At 46.7% G+C, this 18,792-nt stretch carries 15 protein-coding genes; 13 read left to right on the plus strand and 2 right to left on the minus strand.

Features of this window, described 5'->3' with window-relative positions; all coding sequences use genetic code 11:
• The first annotated feature begins 69 nt into the window (after positions 1-69).
• The gene (locus G5B12_RS03310; protein ID WP_174087733.1) at positions 70-1,881 is read left to right on the plus strand and encodes a DUF6320 domain-containing protein; all 1,812 of its coding nucleotides are present in this window, start codon (positions 70-72) and stop codon (positions 1,879-1,881) included.
• Positions 1,882-1,966: 85 nt separating this feature from the next.
• Here G5B12_RS03310 and G5B12_RS03315 read toward each other — a convergent pair whose 3' ends face one another.
• Complete coding sequence (locus tag G5B12_RS03315; protein WP_118169570.1) at positions 1,967-2,500, minus strand: DUF3877 family protein; 534 nt, start codon at positions 2,498-2,500, stop codon at positions 1,967-1,969.
• A 57-nt stretch (positions 2,501-2,557) separates the two neighbouring features.
• On the minus strand, positions 2,558-3,193 hold the full coding sequence (locus tag G5B12_RS03320) for an endonuclease III domain-containing protein (RefSeq protein ID WP_174087734.1): 636 nt from the start codon (positions 3,191-3,193) through the stop codon (positions 2,558-2,560).
• Between the two features lie 373 nt (positions 3,194-3,566).
• On the opposite strand from G5B12_RS03320, the gene G5B12_RS03325 reads away from it, so the two are divergent.
• The 12 genes from G5B12_RS03325 (at position 3,567) to G5B12_RS03380 (ending at position 18,759) form a co-directional block, all read left to right on the plus strand.
• Complete coding sequence (locus tag G5B12_RS03325; protein WP_174087735.1) at positions 3,567-6,008, plus strand: methyltransferase domain-containing protein; 2,442 nt, start codon at positions 3,567-3,569, stop codon at positions 6,006-6,008.
• Between the two features lie 4 nt (positions 6,009-6,012).
• The gene (locus G5B12_RS03330; RefSeq protein WP_174087736.1) at positions 6,013-6,921 is read left to right on the plus strand and encodes a LysR family transcriptional regulator; all 909 of its coding nucleotides are present in this window, start codon (positions 6,013-6,015) and stop codon (positions 6,919-6,921) included.
• Between the two features lie 416 nt (positions 6,922-7,337).
• The gene (locus G5B12_RS03335; RefSeq protein ID WP_174087737.1) at positions 7,338-8,330 is read left to right on the plus strand and encodes an ABC transporter permease; all 993 of its coding nucleotides are present in this window, start codon (positions 7,338-7,340) and stop codon (positions 8,328-8,330) included.
• Complete coding sequence (locus G5B12_RS03340) at positions 8,324-9,241, plus strand: ABC transporter permease (protein ID WP_118368493.1); 918 nt, start codon at positions 8,324-8,326, stop codon at positions 9,239-9,241. Before G5B12_RS03335 ends, G5B12_RS03340 begins: the two co-directional genes overlap by 7 nt.
• A gap of 93 nt (positions 9,242-9,334) precedes the next feature.
• The gene (locus tag G5B12_RS03345; protein ID WP_174087738.1) at positions 9,335-10,921 is read left to right on the plus strand and encodes an ABC transporter substrate-binding protein; all 1,587 of its coding nucleotides are present in this window, start codon (positions 9,335-9,337) and stop codon (positions 10,919-10,921) included.
• Between the two features lie 25 nt (positions 10,922-10,946).
• Entirely contained in the window at positions 10,947-12,896 is a 1,950-nt protein-coding gene (locus tag G5B12_RS17905; RefSeq protein WP_278278409.1) for a dipeptide ABC transporter ATP-binding protein, read from the plus strand.
• Positions 12,897-13,028: 132 nt separating this feature from the next.
• A complete protein-coding gene (gene nikB, locus G5B12_RS03355) occupies positions 13,029-13,973 on the plus strand; it encodes a nickel ABC transporter permease (protein WP_021977177.1) in 945 nt (314 codons plus the stop codon).
• Positions 13,970-14,839 (plus strand): nickel transporter permease, encoded by an 870-nt coding sequence (nikC, locus tag G5B12_RS03360; protein WP_118071326.1) that lies wholly within the window; start codon positions 13,970-13,972, stop codon positions 14,837-14,839. Before nikB ends, nikC begins: the two co-directional genes overlap by 4 nt.
• Positions 14,840-14,885: 46 nt before the next feature.
• On the plus strand, positions 14,886-16,442 hold the full coding sequence (locus G5B12_RS03365) for an ABC transporter substrate-binding protein (RefSeq protein ID WP_174087739.1): 1,557 nt from the start codon (positions 14,886-14,888) through the stop codon (positions 16,440-16,442).
• 100 nt (positions 16,443-16,542) lie between these two features.
• Positions 16,543-17,346 carry an ABC transporter ATP-binding protein gene (locus tag G5B12_RS03370; protein WP_174087740.1) on the plus strand — a complete coding sequence of 268 codons (804 nt, stop codon included), beginning with the start codon at positions 16,543-16,545 and terminating at the stop codon, positions 17,344-17,346.
• Positions 17,346-18,104, plus strand: a complete 759-nt coding sequence (locus tag G5B12_RS03375) for an ABC transporter ATP-binding protein (RefSeq protein WP_174087741.1) — start codon at positions 17,346-17,348, stop codon at positions 18,102-18,104. The genes G5B12_RS03370 and G5B12_RS03375 overlap by 1 nt, the downstream gene beginning before the upstream one ends.
• A gap of 160 nt (positions 18,105-18,264) precedes the next feature.
• Positions 18,265-18,759 (plus strand): GNAT family N-acetyltransferase, encoded by a 495-nt coding sequence (locus G5B12_RS03380; protein ID WP_021977182.1) that lies wholly within the window; start codon positions 18,265-18,267, stop codon positions 18,757-18,759.
• Positions 18,760-18,792 lie beyond the last annotated feature (33 nt).

The raw sequence follows: 18,792 nt of genomic DNA on the forward strand, positions 1-18,792 counted from the left end.
GGAAACAGAAATCTCAGAAAAGTCCCGGATAATGGACAGTAAATATCTCGCAGGAAGAAGGAAAACATCATGAAGAACGAATATGCACAGTGGAGAAAACTGGATAATGCGGCACTGGCGTTCCCGGCGGTGACAGGAAAAAATGACACCAGGGTATTTCGTTTTTACTGTGAACTGAAAGAAGAGATAAATGAAGAAACGTTGCAGAAAGCACTGGACCGTACCCTGGAAAAATATCCTCTTTTCCGGGCGGTTTTAAGAAAGGGACTGTTCTGGTTTTATCTGGAGAGGCGTGATATTCCGGCAATAGTAAAGAAAGAAACAGGTGCACCCTGCAGCGGACTTTACATTCCGGACAAAAAAACGCTTCTTTTTCGGGTGAGTTACTATAAGAACCGGATCAATTTTGAGGTATTTCACGCGCTGACGGATGGAACGGGAGCCATGCATTTCCTGATGGAACTTGTAAAAGATTATCTTCAGGAGGCACATCCGGAGAAAGAACTTCCGGAGCTTTTTCCAGACGAAAATATCACCGGAAGAGATATGGAAGAGGATAGTTTTTCCCAGTATTATTCCTCAGATGCTCCAAGAAAGAGAGAGTCCAAGAAGCCGGCTTTTCAGCTGAAAGGTGAGAAACTCAGACAGGAAGATATGAGTATCACGGAAGTATGCATTCCGGTGAAAGAGATCCACGCCCGGGCAAAAGCAGCCGGTGTGTCGATCACGGTTTTTCTTACGGCGGCTCTTATCTGGGCGATCCATGAGGAGGTGCCCCAGAATCAGGCGAAAAAACCCATTGGCCTTATGATCCCGGTAAATTTAAGGAACTATTTTCCGTCCCGGTCCATGGCGAATTTTTTCGGGTGGATCGAGATCAGCTGTTATTTTTCTGCGGAAACGACTTTTGAGGATATTCTTGGATCCGTAAAGGAGCAGTTTGCAAAAGAACTGAGCAAAGATGTGATCGAGGCGAAGCTGAATGATCTGGTAAGCCTGGAAAAGAATCCAATCCTGCGTCTGGTGCCGCTGGAGATCAAAACGCCGTTCCTTCTTGCAGGGACAACTCTTGGAGGAAGGTCCATTACCGCGATCTATTCCAATGTGGGAATTATACGGATGCCGGAGGAATACCGGAAATATATTCAGAGATTCGGGCTTTTTGCAAGTACGGACAGCCTGCAGCTGTGCTCCTGTTCTTTTGGGGATGAGATGGTTTTAAGTTTTTCGTCCAAGATCCCCAATGGAAATATTGAGCGGAATTTTGTGGAGAAGCTGAAAAAAGAGCAGGTGTCCTGTGAGATCCGGGAGAATGATTTTCCGGGACAGAAAGAGGAACGGAAAGCTCCGGCAAAGCTTTTTGAGAGTTTTACGTTTCTGTGCATCGTGCTGGCTGTGGTATGTAATCTGATCGATTATCTGGTGGACGGCCATATGGGATGGGCCTGGTTTGTGACTGCAGGAGCGTTCTGCACCTGGCTGATGGTTTCGGTGGCGTATGTGAAGCGGCGGAATTTATTGAAGAATGAAATGTGGCAGCTGGTGATCGTAACGGTAGCAGGTGTGCTCTGGGATATGTTTACCGGCTGGCGGGGCTGGTCTGTGGATTATCTTCTTCCTCTTGCGGCCCTTGCTGTGATCTGTTCCATGTGGGCGATCACAGCGGCACAGAGGCTGGAAGTTGCGGAATATATGATCTACCTTCTGGAAGCAGGAGCTTTCGGCGTGGTGATCCCATTGATCCTTCTGGCCACCGGTGTGGTGAATGTTCTGTATCCGTCTCTGATCTGTGTCTGCGTCAGCTTCCTGATGCTTGTCTGGCTGTTTCTGTTTAAGCGGAAAGATATGGTCCGGGAGATGCAGAAGAAGTTCCGGGTGTAGAGAATAAAAAGAACCGTCGGTTTACAGAAGATTTTTTTGAAAATCTGTCTGCAGACCGGCGGTTTTTTATAATGGCGTTCGGATATCAGAATCCAAAGTCCTCATAATCTTCCGGCGTGAACTTATGATAGATCATATGCTCACCTTCCAGGGACAGGCAGTACCGGTAATCGTCTGGAATACCGTCTTCAAAATATACAAGGTAGTCGAAGCCTGTGCCGGTTGTTTTTTCCATATGCACATGTTTGGAATAACTATGGAAAACATTCATCACTTCATCCAGAGTACAGCCGTGGCGGGCAACGGTGTTAATGAAACGTACCAGAAATTCACTTGGTTTCCGGTTCTCGTGAACATAGTCGGATGCCTGTGGCGGCAGAGTGATGCAGAAACGTTCGTTTTTGGAAGAAGCCTTTACTTTCCCAAGGCGGTCACAGGCATGATCGGAAAATTCTTCCAGCGCATGCTGCATTTCTTCTTCTGTAAGCTCTGTGCCGAGGAGACGGTTCAGAGACTGCAGCGGATAATAAAAACGGGTAACTCCGCTCATGTATCCGATCTTTACCTGCTGTTCCTGGATCATATCCAGAAGATTATTTTCCAGTTTTTTAAAATTCATAATGTTGTCCTTTCCGGGGTGTGAATGTCCGTTTTATTGTACTTTACATATCGCATATCAGATCCCATTTTTTTCACATATATCATTAAGACAGCAGCGGTCACAGTAAGGCTTTGTCCGTGCTGTACAGACTTCTCTTCCGTGGTTTACAAGGCGGTGGCAGAGATCGTTGCCTTCTTCCGGAGGAATGATCTTCCAGAGAGCCATTTCCACCTTTTTCGGGTCTTTCATGTCATGGACAAGACCGATGCGGTTGGAAAGACGGATACAATGGGTATCGGTCACAATGGCAGGCTTTCCAAATACGTCGCCCATGATCAGGTTGGCACTTTTGCGCCCCACGCCGGGAAGTTTCAGAAGTGCGTTGAAGTCTTCCGGAACTTTGTCCTGGTACTGTTCGTGGAGGATCCGCATGCAGGCGCTGATATCCCGAGCCTTGCTTTTTCCAAGACCGCAGGGACGTACAATGGCCTCGATATCTTCCGGTTTTGCAGCTGCCAGGGCTGCCACGTCCGGATATTTTGCGTAGAGATCCTGAACCACCACATTCACTCTGGCATCGGTGCACTGAGCTGCCAGGCGGACACTTACAAGAAGTTTCCAGGCATCATCATAATCCAGGGTACAGTCTGCGTCCGGATATTCTTCTTTTAAACGGCTGATGACTTCATAAGCCAGTTCCTGTGTTGTCATTTGTATATAAACCATCCTTTCGATTTCGATGTGTTGAGATTTTTATTGTTGCCCCGATGCAGCGAATGCAGATCGCCAGTATCCGCTTAACTTTCAGGGATCATTACTGAATTACTACAGGTAGGATGATACCACAGCATTTAAAGAATTACAAGGCAGGCAGAAGTGCCGGCGCAGTGTACGGATGCGGGAATTTTACCGGCGGAATCTGTAAATATTCCTGTCGTACAGACGAGCGGCAATCCCCCCCAGGGGCTTGTTAAAACCCTGACAATTTGGTACATTAAACATAACCTATGGGGGTATGGAAAAAGTTAGGAAAACCTTATCAGATCAGGCCCCCACATAAATAAAAAAGCGCGGAGGAATCAACGTGGAAAAACTTCTCGACGAAATCGAATCTTACTGGAGCACCCGTACAGAAGGGTACTCCGAAGTGAATCATAAAGAGCTTGCAGGAACGCAGAAAAACGCATGGCTTAAGGTGCTGACCAGCCAGTTTCCAGACAAGCCAAAGGAAGAGATCCGTATCCTGGATATCGGAACAGGCCCCGGATTTTTTCCAGTGATCCTGGCAGAAGCCGGATATCACGTGGATGCTGTGGATTACACCGAAGGAATGCTGGAAAAGGCAAAGGAAAATGCGGGAGAACTTTGCCGGAACATTCATTTCCAGCGGATGGATGCACAGAAACTGGAATTTGAAGACAATACCTTTGATGTGGTTATTTCCCGAAATCTTACCTGGAATCTGGAGCATCCGGATGTTGCCTACAGAGAGTGGGTCCGTGTGCTGAAAGTGGGCGGAAAACTTCTGAATTTTGACGCCAACTGGTACGGCTATCTCTATGAGGAAGAGCAGCGGAAAGCCTACGAAAACGACCGGAAAAATGTGGAGAACAACAGTCTGGACGATCATTATCTCTGTACGGATATTGAGCGTATGGAGCGGATCGCCCTTCAGGTACCGCTGTCAAAGATCCGCCGGCCTGAGTGGGATGTAAAAACTCTCCGGGAAGCAGGACTTCTTGGAATCCACACTGATACGGAAATCTGGAAAACAGTCTGGAGTGAGGAGGAGAGACTGAATTATCAGTCCACCCCAATGTTTATGGTAACCGGCGTAAAACCGGATCATTTCCTGAATCTTCCGGTTGTGGAAGGAGAAAAAACCGAAGGATTCCTGGAGATTGGAGACGGAGAATTTACTCTTCCGGCAACCATTATCCGTGGAAAAAATCCGGGAAAAACCGTCCTTGTCACAGCTGGACTTCATGCAGGAGAATATGTGGGGATCCAGACCCTGATCGAGCTGTCAAAAAAACTGAATCCGGAAAAAGTTAACGGACAGCTGGTTCTGGTAAAAGTGCTGAACAGGCAAGACTTTGAGAAGCGAGCAGGCAGCATCAGCTGGGAAGACGGAAAAAATCTGAACCGTGTTTTCCCTGGCAAAAAAGATGGCACAAGAATGGAGCGCCTGGCAGCAGCCATCACAGAATCCCTGATCAAAAAAGCAGATTATTATATCGACCTTCACGGCGGTGACGATTACGAGGAACTGACTCCGTATGTATATTTTGCAGGCGTTGCAAAGCCGGAGATCGTGGAAGCATCCCGGAAAATGGCAGAACAGGTAGATGTCCCATATATGGTACAGTCAAATGTAAGCACAGGCGGTGCCTACAATTACGCGGCAAGTACCTGTGACATTCCGGCAGTCCTTCTGGAACGTGGCTGCATGGGAACCTGGGAGCGTGAAGAAGTAGACTCCATGCGCCGCGATGTGCGAAACATTCTCTGCAGCATTGGAGCTTACAACGGAATCCGTTCTCACAGCACCTACTATCCGCTGAAAATGGATGATGTCCGATATCAGTGCGCCAGCGTCAACGGCCTCTGGTACCCGGTGAAAAAGCCAGGAGATATCATTCACAGGGACGAGTATCTTGGCGAGATCCGTGATTATGAGGGAAATGTTCAGGAAATCTGCCGTGCGGACATGGATGGTGTGATCCTCTATCAGGTATCCAGTCTTCAGGTTGTGGAAGGTGGCCCTGTGATCACTTACGGAAATATCGTAAGAGAAAAAGACGAGCGGAAAACAAGGATCGCCCAGTACTGGACCAAGCGCAGCGACAGCTTCCTGGAACAGAGAAGAGCGGAACTTCACAGCGCACTTGCAGGCAGATGGATGACCGAGCTTAAGAAGTATCTGCCGGAGAAAAAGAATCTCAGGATCCTGGATGTAGGTTGCGGAACCGGATTTTTTACCATTCTTCTTGCAAAAGAAGGCCATCAGGTAACCGGTATCGACCTGACACCGGATATGATCACCCATGCAAAAAAGCTGGCAGAGGAAGAAAAAGCAGACTGCCAGTTTGCGGTCATGGATGCGGAAAATCCGGATTTTCCGGATGAGGAATTTGATGTGATCGTATCCCGAAACCTTACCTGGACACTGCCGGATGCGGAACACGCTTACCAGGAATGGTTCCGTGTGCTGAAACCTGGCGGAGTGATGATCAACCTGGACGCTAACTATGGAGCAGCAAATTTTGCGGATACTGCAGATCTTCCGGAAAATCATGCCCATCATCAGATCCAGGATGAACTGATGCAGGAGTGCGAGGATATCAAGCGTCAGCTTCCGATCAGTTCTTTCCTGCGCCCGGCCTGGGATCTGGAAACACTGGGACGCATGGGCGTGGAAGAATTTTCCTTTGACCTTGGAATCAGTAAGCGTATTTATATCGAAAAAGATGAGTTTTACAATCCGACCCCGATGTTTTTGATCTTTGCAAAGAAACAGGGGTAAGGTTATGCTGAATATCAAACAGATCCAGTATTTTGCGGCCTGCGCAAAAACAGGTTCTTTCAGCCAGGCCGCAGAGCTGCTTTTTACTACCCAGTCCAATGTAAGCAAGGTGATCCGTTCCATGGAAGACGACATGCGTACCCAGCTGTTTGTCCGCCATGCAAAAGGGATCGAGCTGACACTGGAAGGAGAGCGTGCATATATCCATGTGCAGAGGATCCTGGAAAATATAGATGAACTGGAAATGCAGGCACAGCCACTTGCAAAAAGCAGCCTGTGTGTATGCTTTCATCCCAGCTCCTGGTTTGCGGATACCTTCGTAACGTATTATGAAGCACATAAGTGCGATGATCTTCATTATCAGGTTTACGCAGCAGATACCCATGAGATCATAAAACGTGTGAAAGCCAGACAGGATGATATGGGATTCGCCTATGTGATGCAGAATCAGCTGGCAGCGTTTCAGTATTTTCTTTCCCGGAATTACCTGGAATTTGAGCTGCTGACGGAAACCGAGGTAAATATTTATACCGGGAAAGGGAAAGCAGATGAGGGAGATTTTAAAATGTCCCAGCTCAGGCTGATCCAGAGATTTCCCGATGAATTTTCCCCGGATAATTACCGGAACCTTGTAGAGGAAAACGGTCATTCCGCAGTGGAGGCAGAGACCGTAGTCGTAACAAACAGTGATTATATCGTGGAACGTCTTCTTGGGTCCGGAGAGCTGTGTAATATCAGTGGTGCGGATCTTTCCGGCCGTGATCCGGGATATTCCTCCGTGAAATATACATTTCCGGGAGAAGGACAGAGACTTGTTTACGGGTGCATCTGCCGGAGAGGTGAAGAACTCAGTGAACAGGGAAAGGATTTTCTGGGATTCGTGAAGGAAAGACTTCAGATTTCCGGGAAGTGATAAAAGAATAAAGCAAAAGACCAGACGGGATTTTTCTGCACGGGACACAGGTTCCTGATACAGAAAAGTCCCGTTTTTTATATGGAATACACATCCATGCCAAACCCGACTGCCCAATATCCCCGTACCGGGGTTGTCCGAAAGTTGTTAAATGATAAAATAATATCAGCAGCACACTCCGCGTGCTGAATATAAAAGCACTGTGATGCACATAACCTCCGCGCACTCCTATTTGTGCATACAAATGTTTTGTCGAATAATAACACGACCCTTTCAAAAGCAGTTATGGTTTTGGATGCCATAACTGCTTTTGAAATATGAACACTAATCGCTCCACGATTTGTGTTCATGAGCATGCAGCAGAACGGAATGCGAATGTCTGTCTGAACTGTAAAGGGCAGTGGGAAAGGAAAATTATGAACAAAGAAAATAAACTCGTCATCCGGATCCTGAAGCGGATCCTTCTGCTTGCTGTGGTTATGTTTCTGCTGTCTGTGGTGGTGTTCTGGCTGGCGAGACTGGCACCGGGAGATCCCCTGCAGTCCTTTTACGGAGATTCCCTGGAAATGATGACCAGCGAGGAAGTGGCTGCAGCCAGAACGAGACTGGGACTGGATCAGGGGATCGGGGTACAGTATGTAAGATGGTTTACCAATGCAGTTCATGGTGACTTCGGATTGTCGCTGAAATACAGGCAGCCGGTTATGAATGTGATCAAACCGCTGATCGGAAATACTCTGGTGCTGGGAGGAATTGCTTATATTGTGATCTTTATACTGGCAGTTCTGATCGCCATATTCTGTACGCTCCATGAGGATCAGTGGATCGATCGGCTGATCTGCAAGATCGGAACAGCAGCCTATTATGTGCCGGCTTTCTGGCTTGGTGTGGTACTGATCCTGATCTTCAGTGTAAATCTTGGATGGTTCCCAAGCAGCGGTGCCTATGATGTGGGAATGGCAGATAGTATCGGCAATCGTATGAAGCATATGATCCTTCCGCTGGTAGTAATGATCTTCAGCCATCTCTGGTATTACGCATATATGATACGTAACAAATTTCTGGATGAGGTGCGGAAGGACTATGTACTTCTTGCCAGATCCAAGGGACTTTCCAAAAGAAAGATCCTGTGGAAGCATTGTCTTCGAAATGTATTGCCGACGATCGTGAGTATCATGGCAGTTTCGGTACCCCATGTAACCGGTGGGACTGTAACTGTGGAAGCTGTTTTCAATTATGCGGGAATTGGAAACCTTGCAGTGGAATCTGCAAAATATCACGATTATAACCTGCTGATGATTGATGTGCTGATCACGGGATTTATCGTATTTTTAAGCAGCTTTGTTGCACAGACTGTCAATGAAGAGATCGATCCAAGAATGAAGGATTCGGAGGTGAGGGTATGGTAGCTGACCGGAAGCTTTCAGAAGCTGAGCTTTTTCAGGTAGTTGGTGCCGGGTGGAAGCAGCAAGGATCTGAAAAGCGAAAAAAAACATTTCGGGAAAAGCTGAAGGGGAAACCGGTATTTTCCATGGTCCTGCTTTTTCTGATCGTTTTGGGCTGTGTATTTGCAAATGTTGTTGCAAATCATGATCCCTCAGGTTTTTATCTCCAGAATCTGAATACACCGCCGGGAAAGGAATTTATCTTTGGAACGGATTCGCTTGGAAGAGATATTTATTCACTGATCTGGTATGGAGGAAGGGTTTCTCTGGTGATCGGACTTCTGGGTGCTGCGATCATTACTGTGATCGGTGTTACCTACGGATGCATCAGCGGAACAGCAGGTCCAAAGGTGGATTCAGTTCTGATGCGGTTTACGGAAATGTGCGGAAGTATTCCGACCCTTCTGCTGATCCTGATCCTGTCTGCGGTCCTTCAGGCCAATGATGTGATCAGCATATCTGTGATCATCGGTATTACCGGGTGGTTTGCACTGGCACGTATTGTAAGAAGTGAAGTGCGGCAGATAAGGAACAGTGATTATGTGATGTATGCAAGACTCTGCGGAGGAAGTTTTGGATATGTGATGTATCACCATCTGATCCCGAATTTTGTTTCGGCGATCATGTTTGTGGTGATCTCTTCGATAAGCAGCTGTATTACCATGGAATCTACATTAAGTTTTCTTGGCCTCGGGCTTCCGGCAGATGTAGTCTCCTGGGGAAGTATGCTTTCACTGGCAAATAAAGCACTGATCATGAATACCTGGTGGGTGATCGTGATCCCAGGAGTTTTTCTGGTCATTACTTTAATGTGCATTACCAGTATGGGAAGCTTTGTGAGAAGTGAGGTAAATAACCATTACAGCAATCTCTGATGCAGTCAGAAAAAAATTTGGACGCAAACCGTGATAAAACATTCCGAGGTGTAGATAACCGGTTTGAAAATAAGGAAAGATGAGGAAAACAGAATGAAAAAGAGAACAGGAATCAACTATGGAAGAAAATATGCGGCGATAACATTGGCAGCAGTGACAGCAGCATGCACAGGAGCAACAGCAGGCAGTGCGGTAACCGTAGCTGCGGCAGAAGAAAACAAAACTCTGGTATATGCAGGTGAGTCAGAAAGTACGATCAATCCCCTTCTGAATAACCATGATGAACTTCCGGATCTTATTTTTTCAGGACTGATGAAATATGATGCCAATGGAAAGCCGGTAGAGGATCTTGCAGAGAGCTATACCTTTGACAAGGCTACCAATACCTATACTTTTAAGCTTCGAGATGGTGTTAAGTGGCATGATGGAGAAGATTTCAATGCAGAGGATGTTGTATACACCTATAAGGAGCTTACAGAGGATGAAACCCTGGGAGCCAGTATCACCAGCAACTATCAGGACATTACAAGCATTGAGGCACCGAATGATCAGACTGTGATCTTTACACTGGATCAGTATGATGCTGCCATGCTGGATTACTTTACCATGGGAATCCTTCCTGAGCATCTTCTGGAAGGAGAGGACGTGAATACCACATCCTTTAACCAGAATCCGGTGGGAACAGGCCGTTATAAATTTGAAGACTGGGATGCTACCGGTGGAATGATCACACTGAAACGAAATGAAGATTATTACGGAAAGGTTCCGAATATTGAAACCGTTGTATATCGTACAGTATCGGATGAGACTACAAAGGCAACCATGCTCCAGTCCGGTGAGGCGGATCTTGCATGGCTGAATTCCAACTATGCTTCTCAGTTCAAGGATAAGGACGGATATAATTACTGGGAGTTCACCACAGCAGATTACCGTGGAGCAGCCATGGATATGAGCACAGATTTCTGGAAGGAAAACGGAGATTCTATCGGCGTTCTGAATTATGCGCTGGATAAGGATTCCATTATTGCAGGTGTTCTTGCAGGACAGGGAGAGCCGGCATACAGCCCGATCCAGAGAAACCCTCTCGGAACAGATAAGGAAGCCAATATCTACTCCTATGATCTGGATACCTTTGCAAAGAAGATGGAAGAGCTGGGATGGAAAAAAGGTGATGATGGGATCTATGAGAGAAACGGACAGAAATTCCACTTTACCATCCAGGTACGTGATTACGAAGAAGAGCGTGTGGATATTGCCAATGTCATGTCTGATATGCTGAAGCAGGCTGGTGTGGAAATGGAAGTAAAGCTTGTTACCAAATTTGACTGGGATGCAGGATACAATGGATTTCTTGCCGGCTATGCAACACAGTTTGACCCGGATATGGCATATGTAAACTTTGTAACCGACGCAAGTGGAAACAACATGCATTATTCCAATGCAGATGTGGATAAATATCTTGAGGAAGGCCGTCACGGTGAGACTGAGAAAGCCAGAAAAGAAGCATATAGTGAATTCGAAAAGGCATATGCCAAGGCACCTGGAATCCTTCTGGTTGCTTATCTTCAGGGAGATTATGTAGGCGTTTCCGGACTTGACGGACTGGATACCACACGTGTTCTGGGACATCATTCCGTAGGTGTTATGTGGAATATTGAAGACTGGACCATTACAAAATAAGGAAAAGATCATGCAGGAAACCGTTTTGGAATTAAAAAACTATTCGGTAAGCTTTGACACACCGGACGGCGAGGTACAGGCCGTCCGGAATGTTGATCTCACAGTAAAAAAAGGAGAGATACTTTGTATCGTAGGTGAGTCCGGATGTGGAAAAACCGTTATGTGCCGTAGCGTGATGAAGCTTCTGCCACCGAATGCACATGTAAAAAGCGGAGAGATCAGTCTCTGCGGAGAGAATATCACAGCCTATAAAAGAAAAAAAATGGAAAAGCTGTGCGGAAGTAAGGTAAGCATGGTGTTCCAGGATCCTATGCTGACGCTGAATCCGACGATCCCGGTTGGCAAACAGATCACAGAGGCTATTATCAAAAATCAGAAAGTATCCGGGGATGAGGCGAAAAAAAGAGCTGTAGAAATGCTGAAGCTGGTAGGGATTCCGGATGCAGAACAGCGCTATGGACTGCAGCCTCATTTTTTTTCCGGAGGAATGCGTCAGCGTTGTGTGCTGGCTATTGCACTGGCCTGTGATCCGGAAATATTATTTGCCGATGAGGCGACTACAGCACTGGATGCAACCGTGGAAGCAAAGATTCTGGATCTGCTTCTTGAGCTGAGAGAAAAAACAGGGATCAGTATTGTGTTTATATCTCATGATCTGGGAGCTGTTGCAAGGATCGCAGACAGAGTTGCAGTTATGTATGCAGGAAAGATCATTGAGATCGGGACAGCGGAAGAGGTTTATTATGATCCCCGGCATCCTTATACCTGGGGACTTCTGTCTTCTCTGCCTGTATTTGCAGGTGAAAAAGGGGAGCTGAATCCGATCCCCGGAATGCCGCCCTCTCTTTTGAATCCTCCGCCGGGAGATGCGTTTGCCGTTCGGAATCCTCAGGCGCTGGCAATCGATTATGAACAGACTCCTCCGATGTTTAAAGTCAGTGATACGCATTATGCAGCCACATGGCTTCTGGATGAAAGAGCTCCGAAAATAGAAAAGCCTTCCATTTTGAAGGACAGATTACAGGAAAACAGCGGCCGTAAACAGAAACCGGATAAAAAGGAAACGTCATTTTTACAGAAAACAGAACAGAAACAGGCGCCTGTACTGATCGAAGCCAGAAATCTGAAGCAGCATTTCCGTATCCGTTCCGATTATACGATCCATGCAGTGGATGATGTTTCCTTCAGTATCCGGGAAGGTGAGATCATGGCACTGGTGGGTGAGACCGGCTGCGGGAAATCCACGACAGCCAGAACGCTTGCAGGAATCTACCGGCCCACAGGCGGGGAGATCTTTTATCAGGGAGAAAGAGTGCCGGATAAAAAGGATCCTTTCGGAATGCGGAAGAAAATGCAGACTGAGATCCAGATGATCTTTCAGGATTCGGGCGCTGCACTGAATCCCCGAATGAGCATACGGCAGATCATGCTGGAGCCTGTAAAGATCAGCCGCAGGATCCGTGACAGAGAAATGCTGGAGAACAGGCTTCGGGAAATCCTGAAGGAGACAGGATTGGATGAAAGCATTCTGTCGAAAAAGCCGGGAGAGCTTTCCGGCGGACAGAGACAGAGAGTTGCCATAGGAAGAAGCCTTCTCATGGAACCGCGTCTTATCATTGCAGATGAACCGATCGCATCGTTGGATATTTCTATCCAGGCACAGATCGTCATGCTTTTTAAAAAGCTTCAGCAGGAAAAAAGATTCTCGTTTCTTTTTATTGCCCATGATCTGTCCATGGTACGTTTTTTAAGTGATACAACCGGTGTGATGAAAAACGGAAAACTGGTAGAAATGGCACCTACAAAAGAGCTTTTTGAAAATCCGCAGCATCCTTATACACAGTCCCTGCTTTCTGCGATCCATATCCCGGATCCGCTGGAAGAGAGAAAACGGAGGCTGATCGAGTATGAAGAGCCACAGTCTCTTGGAGAGGGCTGGAAAGAATTATCCGCATGTCACTGTGTGAGAATATAAGAACATGATGGAATGCATATGCATGACAAAATGGAATATGTAAAATCCCCCCGCCGGGGTTGTGGCAGAACAGCCGTGTTGTTAAACTTTTGTTATTCGAAATACTGAGAAACAAAGTGCGGAGAGGAAAATATGGGAAAATATATAATAAAACGGTTGCTGCAGCTGATCCCGGTCCTGATCGGGATCACATTTCTTTCTTTTGCCATGATGCGGCTTGCCGGCGGAGATGCAGTAACTTATATGTATGAAAATGCAGGCTCTGCAGTATCTCAGGAGGTCATTGATAATGCAAAGGCAGAATATGGCCTTGATAAACCATTCCTTGTACAATATGCTGCCTGGTTTGCGGGAATGGTAACCGGAGATATGGGAGAGAGCTATGTGTCTCACAGAGATGTCTATGAAACCTTTATTTCAAAGCTTCCGGCAACGATGATGCTGACTCTGTCATCGATCCTTCTTACGATTGTTCTTGCGATCCCGCTGGGAATCCTGTCAGCAGTAAAGCACAACAAATGGGTAGATTATCTGATAAGATTTTTAAGCTTTATCGGCAATTCCATGCCGAATTTTTTTGCTGCCATGGTCCTGATGTATTTTCTGTCCATCAGGCTGGGCGTTTTACCGGTAGTCACAAATACAGATCTCGGACAGAGTATTATTTTGCCAACACTGACACTGGCAATCTCCATGGCCGCAAAATATACCAGACAGGTGCGTGCCACGGTTCTGGAAGAACTGAATAAGGATTATGTGACCGGAGCCCGGGCAAGAGGGATCCGCAGTCGTGTGATCATCTGGAAGAGTGTAATGAAGGCTTCCATGCTGACGATCATCACACTGCTGGCTCTGTCCATCGGCAATCTTCTGGGAGGAACTGCCATTGTGGAAAATATCTTTATGTGGGATGGTGTCGGAAAACTGGCGGTAGATGCGATCACCATGCGTGACTATCCGATCATCCAGGCTTATGTGGCCTGGATGGCGGTTATTTATGTTCTGGTAAATCTGGTGACAGATATTATTTACCACTATCTGGATCCGAGAGTACGACTTGGAGGTGACAGAGCATGAGTGGAAAAAATAATATCACAGTCCGGAAGCAGAAGATCCGGAAAAATCATACAAAAGCAAAGCTTGTCTTTTTTCTTGTGCTTACAGCATTGCTTCTGTTTGTAGCGGCATTTGCAAAATATCTCTGCCCTTATGATCCTTATGCCCAGGATCTGGCACTTGCCCAGAAACCGCCGGGACCGGAGCATCTGCTCGGGACAGACCGTTATGGAAGAGATATGCTTTCCCGTGTGATCATAGGAAGTACGACCAGTATTTATGCAACGCTGCTCCTAGTTGCAGTGATCACTGTGGTGGGAACGGCTATTGGTATTTTCTGTGGCTGGAAGGGCGGCAAAGCCGATACTGTTCTGATGCGTATCTCCGATCTGTTCCTGGCTTTTCCGGGACTGGTATTTGCCCTGGCAGTAGCAGGTGTTCTGGGAGGCGGTATCCAGAATGCGATCATTGCCCTGGCAGTGATCAGCTGGCCGAAGTTTGCAAGACTTGCCAGAGGGCTTACTCTGACTCAGAAGGACTCTGCATATCTTATGGCGGCAAAGCTTTCCGGGAGCAGTACAGGAAAGCTTCTGCTCAAACATATCCTTCCAAATATTGCAGGCCCCATACTTGTTACGTCAGTTCTTGATATTGGAACCATGATGATGGAGCTGGCAGGACTTTCCTTTCTCGGGCTTGGGGTAAAGCCTCCAATGGCAGAATGGGGAAGTATGATCAACGATGGAAGAAGTATGCTGCAGATTTCACCGTGGATGGTACTTGCGCCGGGACTGGCGATTTTTGTTACAGTAATGATCTTTAATCTTCTGGGAGATACGATCCGTGATTATATGGATCCGAAGGAACGAAACAGGAGAAGAGGATAACAGGCACTTATAAATAAGCATAACAGAGAAAGTGAGAGCGGAGATTATGAAGAAAAAGATTCTGGCAGCAGTGCTTGCAGCGGCAATGGTCATGAGCATGACAGGAGTTTCGGCAGCAGCAAAAAGCAAAGAAAAGAGTGAAGGAACTACCTTTGTTTACGGAACTACCGGATATAGTGAAGAAATGGGAGATGCAGGATTAAACCCTCACGACAATTATTCCGGATGGAGCTGTCTTCGTTATGGCGTAGGAGAAACACTGTTTAAGTACAATGACAACATGGAGGTAGAGCCGTGGCTTGCTACAGACTATGAATTTACAGACGATAATACAGTAAAGATCACCCTTCGTGATGGTGTGAAATTTTCCAGCGGAAGAACCGTGGACGGAGAAGCGGTAAAGGAATGTCTGGAAGATCTGATCGCAAACCATGACCGTGCACCTTACGATATGAAGATCGATAAGATCGAAGCAGATGGAATGACAGTAACGATCCATACTTCCGAACCATGTCCGGCACTGATCAATTATCTCGGTGATCCATATGGTGCTATCATTGATATGGATTATGGCGTACAGGGAGAGGGCGGCTCTGCAAATGTGGCAGGAACAGGCCCTTATGTTGCAACAGAGGTATCTCCAACAGAGATCAAGTTGGTAAAAAATGAGGATTACTGGGGCGGAGATGTAAAGGTAGACAACGTTATCGTAAAATCCTTCTCAGACGGAAGTGCCCTGACTGCAGCATTACAGACAGGCGATATACAGGGAACTTATGGACTTCAGTATGACAACTATGCGCTTTTTGACGGAAATCCGGACTATCAGATCAGCTCTGTAGCAACAAGCCGATGTTTCTTCGGACAGTTTAATATGAAGTCTGAACTGATGCAGGATCAGAATGTGAGAAAAGCCATTGAGATGGGAATCGATAAGGACGGTTTCTGCAGTGTGATCATGGAAGGACGAGGTGTTCCGGCAGTGGGAGCCTTCCCAAGCAGCTTTTCCTATGGAAACGATGCAGTAAAGGCACCGTCCTATGATCCGGAAGAGGCGAAAAAGCTTCTGGAAGAATCCGGATGGACAGATACGGATGGAGATGGCTATGCAGATAAGGACGGAAAGAAGCTGTCCATCACATGGCTGACCTATCCAACCCGTCTGGAACAGCCTAAGCTTGCAGAATATGCACAGTCCACTTTAAAGGACATCGGAATTGAGGTCAATGTTAACAATACAGCAGATCATGCGACGTATGCGAAGAACGGAGAATTTGATGTATATGTAAGCTCGCTTACAACTGCACCTACCGGTGATCCGGAGTATTTTTTCACAAGTACGGTTGTATCTGACGCTGCCAAGAATTATGGTAAATACAGCAATGCTGCGCTGGATGATATCGTAACGAAGATGCATGAGACTTTTGATACTGATGAGAGAAGTAAACTTGCCATTGAAGCACAGCAGACGATCCTGGATGATGATGCGTATTTCTTTGTTTCCCATCTGAATATGGGGCTTGTATCGAAGGCAAATGTGTCAGGGCTGGCTGCGCATCCCTGCGATTATTATGAGATCACGGCGGATCTGGAAGTGAAATAATGACAGGGACAGAAGAATGTGAGCCCAAACGAAGATAAATGTACAGCAGAATGTAATATAAATGTCTGCGGTATCTGTCGGGAAAAAACGAGGAGTTAAGATGGAACCATTGTTGAAATTTGAACATGTAACGATCTGCTATAATGGAGAAAACGTTGTACAGGATATAAATCTGGAACTGAACAGGGGAGAGATCCTGGGAGTGGTAGGAGAGTCCGGAAGCGGAAAAAGCACCATCATCAAGGCAGTCATGGGACTTCTGGGAAACGAAGGCATGGTGACAGAAGGAGATATCTGGTACAAAGGAAAAAATGTAGTGGATATGCAGGAAAAAGAACTCCGCACACTTCTGGGACCGGAGATCGCCATGATCTTTCAGGATTCAGGAGCAGCTCTTTGCCCCATCCGTACCGTAGGTGACCAGATTTATGAAAGTCTCCGTGAACACGAAAAGATCAGCCGCCATGAATGCGACAGACGTGCGTTGGAAATGATGGCGAAGATCGGGCTCAAAGATGGAGGGCGTGTTTTAAAGAGCTATCCTTTTGAACTGTCCGGTGGTATGAACCAGCGGGTGGGAATCTGCATTTCCATGCTGCAGAATCCATCACTTCTTCTGGCAGATGAGCCTACCAGCGCGTTGGATGTAACAGTACAGAAACAGGTGGTTGAGGAAATGCTGCTGATGCGCCGGGAGTATGAAACAGCCATGGTCGTTGTCACACACAACATCGGCGTAGTAGAAAAAATAGCAGATCAGGTTCTGGTACTGAAAAACGGAGAAGTGAGAGAATATGGAAAAACAGCTCAGGTCCTGACAGCTCCGACAGATCCTTATACAAAAGAACTTATGCGTTCGGTACTTCGCCTGAAACGTGCAGGCACCGGAAATGGAGGCAGATGATGGCAGAAAAAATCCTGGAAGTGCAGAATCTGAAAAAGACATTTTTATCCGGGAAAAAATCCTTCACGGCTGTGGAAGATGTGAGCTTTTTTCTGAACGCGGGAGAAGTTCTTGGTATCGTGGGCGAATCCGGTTCCGGAAAAAGTACAGTGGCAAAAATGATCACGCATCTGACGGATATTACAGATGGAAAGATTTTTTTCCTGGGAAAAGATATCACACATGCGAAGGGAAAAGCTCTCCGGGAAACTTACCGGGAACTTCAGATGGTATTTCAGACACCGGCAGGATCCTTTGATCCCAGGTGCACCATTGGGGACGGAATGGGGGAAAGTCTCCGGAATATGGGGATAAGTAAGAAGGAAACCAGGAACCGTGTGGAAAAACTTCTTCTTACCTGCGGCCTGACTCCGGAATATGCAGACCGTTATCCTCATCAGGTCAGCGGAGGGGAGTGCCAGAGAGCGGCCATTGCCAGAGCCCTGGCTTTAGAACCCAAAGTTCTGATCTGTGATGAGGCAACCAGTGCCCTGGATGTGACGGTACAGAAACAGATCATGGAGCTTCTCATGAAGCTTAAAAAAGAAAAACAGCTGTCCTTCCTTTTTATCTGCCACGACCTGGCCCTTGTTCAGATGTTCTGCGACCGGGTGATCGTGATGCATGACGGACATGTGGAAGAAGAAGGAACACCGGAAGAGATCATTGAAAATCCGAAGACGGAGTATACGAAGCGGCTGATCGAGTCAGTGCTGTGATGCCGCATACAAAGACGAAAGAATGAAGCCCTCAGTAGTGCGAATACTGAGGGCTTTTTTGTATGTTACACGTTGACGCAGTTTCCCTCACCCGATATAATTAAAAAAGAATCAAAACCGGATGAAAACGGAATAAATAATATAGAGGAGACCACAAAAAATGGCAGAAAATTTACAGATCAGACTTGCAGATCCAAAGGAGGCAGACCGTCTGGCAGAAATCGAGGCAATCTGTTTCCCGCCTGCGGAGGCAGCAAGTCATGAGGACGTTGTGAACCGTATGGGAGCATTCCCGGAGAATTTTGTAGTAGCAGTAAAGGACGATCAGATTGTAGGATTTATCAACGGAGGAACTACAGATAAACCGGTACTTCCGGATGAGTTTTATCATGATATCACCCTTCACAAAAAAGACGGAGAGATCCAGACCGTATTCGGGCTGAATGTGATCCCGGAATACCGTCATCAGGGGATTGCAGGAGAACTTGTGGAATACTTCAAGGATCTTGCGAAAGAACGTGGAAAAAAAGCTCTGATCCTTACCTGCAAGGAACATATGATCCCATTTTATGAGAGTCATGGAATGAAGAAACTGGGAGTTGCAGATTCCTGCCATGGTGGAGCAACCTGGTATGATATGCAGATCTGGTTCTGAGAAATAATGACAGGAACAGAAGAAAAAAAGACA

Source organism: Blautia sp. MSK.20.85 (genome assembly GCF_013317245.1).
In the GTDB taxonomy this organism is placed as follows: domain Bacteria; phylum Bacillota; class Clostridia; order Lachnospirales; family Lachnospiraceae; genus Blautia_A.

What these genes read in the sequence shown, in the direction of transcription:
- G5B12_RS03380 (WP_021977182.1), top strand. Translation starts at nt 18,265, where the DNA reads ATGGCAGAAAATTTACAGATCAGACTTGCAGATCCAAAGGAGGCAGAC.
- G5B12_RS03370 (WP_174087740.1), top strand. Translation starts at nt 16,543, where the DNA reads ATGGAACCATTGTTGAAATTTGAACATGTAACGATCTGCTATAATGGA.
- nikB (WP_021977177.1), top strand. Translation starts at nt 13,029, where the DNA reads ATGGGAAAATATATAATAAAACGGTTGCTGCAGCTGATCCCGGTCCTG.
- G5B12_RS03320 (WP_174087734.1), bottom strand. Translation starts at nt 3,193, where the DNA reads ATGACAACACAGGAACTGGCTTATGAAGTCATCAGCCGTTTAAAAGAA.
- G5B12_RS03365 (WP_174087739.1), top strand. Translation starts at nt 14,886, where the DNA reads ATGAAGAAAAAGATTCTGGCAGCAGTGCTTGCAGCGGCAATGGTCATG.
- G5B12_RS03315 (WP_118169570.1), bottom strand. Translation starts at nt 2,500, where the DNA reads ATGAATTTTAAAAAACTGGAAAATAATCTTCTGGATATGATCCAGGAA.
- nikC (WP_118071326.1), top strand. Translation starts at nt 13,970, where the DNA reads ATGAGTGGAAAAAATAATATCACAGTCCGGAAGCAGAAGATCCGGAAA.
- G5B12_RS03330 (WP_174087736.1), top strand. Translation starts at nt 6,013, where the DNA reads ATGCTGAATATCAAACAGATCCAGTATTTTGCGGCCTGCGCAAAAACA.
- G5B12_RS03335 (WP_174087737.1), top strand. Translation starts at nt 7,338, where the DNA reads ATGAACAAAGAAAATAAACTCGTCATCCGGATCCTGAAGCGGATCCTT.
- G5B12_RS03340 (WP_118368493.1), top strand. Translation starts at nt 8,324, where the DNA reads ATGGTAGCTGACCGGAAGCTTTCAGAAGCTGAGCTTTTTCAGGTAGTT.
- G5B12_RS03345 (WP_174087738.1), top strand. Translation starts at nt 9,335, where the DNA reads ATGAAAAAGAGAACAGGAATCAACTATGGAAGAAAATATGCGGCGATA.
- G5B12_RS03375 (WP_174087741.1), top strand. Translation starts at nt 17,346, where the DNA reads ATGGCAGAAAAAATCCTGGAAGTGCAGAATCTGAAAAAGACATTTTTA.
- G5B12_RS03310 (WP_174087733.1), top strand. Translation starts at nt 70, where the DNA reads ATGAAGAACGAATATGCACAGTGGAGAAAACTGGATAATGCGGCACTG.